General features: G+C 69.4%; 2 protein-coding genes and 1 pseudogene. 1 reads left to right on the top strand and 2 read right to left on the bottom strand.

Features of this window, described 5'->3' with window-relative positions:
- Nucleotides 1–302: 302 nt before the first annotated feature.
- A pseudogene (locus tag ACWC09_RS52345) lies at nt 303–1,679 on the bottom strand (IS1380 family transposase).
- Between the two features lie 887 nt (nt 1,680–2,566).
- On the bottom strand, nt 2,567–2,764 hold the full coding sequence (locus tag ACWC09_RS52340) for a hypothetical protein (protein WP_450859362.1): 198 nt from the start codon (nt 2,762–2,764) through the stop codon (nt 2,567–2,569).
- A gap of 176 nt (nt 2,765–2,940) precedes the next feature.
- Here ACWC09_RS52340 and ACWC09_RS52335 point away from each other — a divergent pair.
- The coding region (locus ACWC09_RS52335) for an IS701 family transposase (protein ID WP_450859364.1) at nt 2,941–3,533 on the top strand (593 nt) is incomplete at its 3' end.

Here is a 3,533-nt window from a genome sequence, read left to right as displayed (position 1 = left end):
AAGACCACCCGCGCAATCCGCGATCAGCCCGAACGAACCCTCCCGCTCCTGGGCATCACCAACCCGGACGCTCAGGGAACTTGATCAAGCCCTGATGCCGGGCTGGATGTTCACGCCCGTTCGGTCGTTAACCTCGAACTTTCTTGAGGGTCCGTCAGCTTGCTGACGGACCCTTTGTGGTGAGTGTCGGTGGGGATTTTCGGAGTATGGGCAGGCCGATGGCCCGGTTGTCGCGTCGGGTGTGCGCCGGGTTCCACGGTTCCGGTGGGGTAGTGCTGCTCGTAGGGACGGGAACGAACTGGTCAGCCGGGGTTCGGGAGGGCGTGGAGCCGGTCCAGGGCATCGGTGATCACGTCGGTCCAGGGCCAGTGGCTGGCGAGCCGGAGGTAGCCGCGGCGGCCGGTGGTGATGAGCTGGGCGGCGGTGGAGAACAGCCGAAGCCGCAGGCGGCGGGGCTCCCAGAGCCGGGCTTGGCCGGGCAGAGCGAGCAGGGGCATCCAGGCGAGCAGGTCCAGAGCGATCTGGACGATCTCCAGCCAGATCTGATTCTGTGCGGCGCCGTGGAGGGGGAGGTTGCGCAGACCGGTGGCGCGGGCGGCGCGGATACGGTCCTCGGCCCGGGCCCGCTGGCGGTGGCGCAGTTCGAGGGCGGCGATCACCTCTGCGGCGGTGTTGGTGGCGAAACAGGTCAGCCTCATGCCGTCGGCGTCGGTGAAGCGCAACTGGGCACCGGGGTGAGGTCGTTCCTTGCGCACGATCAGCCTCAGGCCCTTCGGCCAGCCCTTAAGGCAGTCGCCGTCGAGTTCGGCCACCCAGGCGCCGTGGCGGAGGTCGCCGTCGGGTTCCACGGCCGGTGTCCAGGCCGAGGCCGGGACCTTCAGGACGGCCTGGTGGATGGCGTCGGTGATGGTCATGCCGACCGAGTACGACAGCCACCTTCCGCGCTGGGCGAGCCAGGCGACGAACTCGTGGGTTCCGCCGCCGGAGTCGGTGCGGATCAGCGTCTGACGGCCGTGCCGGAGCCGTTTGGGCAGCTGGGCCAGGGCCAGCTTGGTGGCCTCGATGTGGTCGGTGGCGGTGTTGGAGCCCGCGTTGCCGGGCCGCAGCAGGCCCACGACCGGCTCGCCGGACCCGCCACGGCCGTGGTCGACGAACCCCATCAGCGGGTGGTGGCCGAACGTCTTCTTCCAGGTCGCGGCGGCGTCCTGTTTCTCGGAGTGGGCCAGGACGAGGACGCCGTCGATGTCCACGATCACTTGCCCGTCCGCGTCCGGTGCTGTGTCACCGGCCAACCGCCATACGTGTTCGCGTACTTAGGCGCGGGCGGTGCGCAGGGCGGCCAGGACCCGCTGTCCGCCCGACGCCAGCTTGCTGATCAGCCGGGAGACCGTGGGATCGGAGGCCACCGGCCCGAACACGGCCGGCTCGGCCCGCAACATGCCCACATCGGCCAGGCAGTCCCCGCCCAGTGCCACCGCGAGTGCGACATCCAGCAGGATCTTGCCCGGATCGTGCACCGTCCCCGGCTTTCGCCAGGGCACGAGCGCCGCCGATATCGCCGTATCGAGACCGGACTTGCCGATCGTCTCGACCAACAGCACGGCCCCGGCCTGTGAAACGACTCCGCGACCGCCGCCCTCGACGCGGACACGCGGGTAGGACCCGATACGCTTCTTCACCTGGGAAGTGCCTCCGGCGGTGGCGGGAACAAGGACCTCAGCAATCCTCATTCTCGCTGGTCAGAGGCACTTTCTGCTTTCTTGATCACCAGCCGGACAGCACGCCTCGTGAAAGCGCGAGGCTAGCCACCCCCACCCCCTAGTACCCCACACGCCACGCCAATGTGTGATGGACCTCACGTTGCGAGTTGAGGTAGCGTCAAAAGACGTGCAGGTCGGGGTGGTTGTTCAGGGCTTGCGACGCTGGCCGAATTGGCCTGCAGTACGGTCTCGGCCGCACCGTGCGGGGCTCCGGTCACCTGCTCGGTGAACTCGGCCAGAGTGAGGTGAGGGCCGTCGCCGTTCGGAGGTCACCGGCGCGCGGTCGCCGAGCGGGGGTCGCAGGCGGTGCAGGCCAGGCTGTCCACCGGGGGGGCCTTGATCCACGGGGACCTGGCTGCGGCGGTACTGGCTGCGTCTCTTGGTCGCCCAGGCCCTGCTCGGGGTCCACTCGGTCGGGACGTGGCGCTCGGGAAGGTCGGGGATACGACTGGCGCAGGCTGCGCACTGGCGGTACGTCAGCCGCTCGTTGACGACCCAGTTCGAAGGATCTCCCGCTTCATCGGCGTCGACCAGGACCAGACCGGCCTGCCCGTCCCAGCCCTCCGGCCGGTCGCGGTCGGGGTCGTAGCAGTCGGACACCACGCAGCCGGGGCCGAGGACGCGTCCGGCCACACGCTCCAGGCGCTCCGCGTCGTCCTCGCCCGGCTCGGTGACCTGCTAGCGCCCGAACGCGCCGGGCCGAAAGATCAGCCACATGGGACGGTCGAGCTGGACGGCGGTCTGGCCGAGGGTGACGACGTACCCGTCGATGGGACAGAGGTACCGGCCGCGGCCGCGGCCGGACGTCACATCGCGGCGGGGCGCTGGGCCCAGAAGGGGGTGACGTCGATGAGTTGGTCGCCGTGCTCGCTGTTGAGGATGCGCAGCCACACCTCCGTGCTTGTGATGCTGGCGCGGTACGCGGTCACGTCCCAGGGTTCGGTGGTGAACCTGCAGGTGTCGGCGCGCGCGATCACAGTGTCCGGGGCGTCGGGCGTGGACATGTGCAAGACGGTGCCGTCATAGACGAGCCGGATCCCGTCCTGCTGGAGTACTAGTAGTGCCTGGTCAGGTTCATTCGCCGGTGGCGTGTCCGTTTGATTGAGTGTGTCGTTGACTGGGTGTGCTGGGTGGGGAGTTGGCCGCGGTCCGGTGTGATCTGGAGGACTTCGCGGCGGAGATGTTCGAGCCGTTCGCGCGGGCGGATCAGCGCCGGTGGGGCGAGGTCTATCTGCGGGGACTGCTGCTGGACGGGCGGCGCAAGTCGGTGGAACCGATGGCCGCCCGGCTGGGCGAGGACGGCAACCGGCAGGCCCTGGCCCACTTCATCACCTCCAGCCCGTGGGAGGCAGCGCATGTACGGGCCCGCCTCGCCTGGCGGATGCAGCGGGTGATCAAACCGACCGCGTTGATCATCGATGACACCGGCTTCCTCAAGGACGGTGAGGCGTCAGCTTGCGTGGCCAGGCAGTACACGGGCACCGCGGGCAAGGTCACCAACTGCCGGGCCGGGGTGTCGCTGCATCTGGCGTCCGACAGTGCCTCGGCGGCTGTCGACTGGCGGCTTTTCCTGCCCGAGAGCTGGGATCCCGCCTCGCCGAAGGCCGATGCGGCCAAGGTCGCCCGCCGCGGGCCGTGCGGCGTCCCCGCCGAAGTGGGCCACGTCGAGAAGTGGCAGCTGGCCCTGGACATGATCGACGAGACCCGATCGTGGGGCATCGACGTCCCGCTCGCCGTCGCCGACGGCGGATACGGCGACACCGCGGCCTTCCG

The sequence above is a fragment of the Streptomyces sp. NPDC001617 genome (assembly GCF_053596855.1).
The sequence above is the reverse complement of the archived record's forward strand: the minus strand, read 5'-3'. Positions and strand labels throughout refer to the sequence as shown.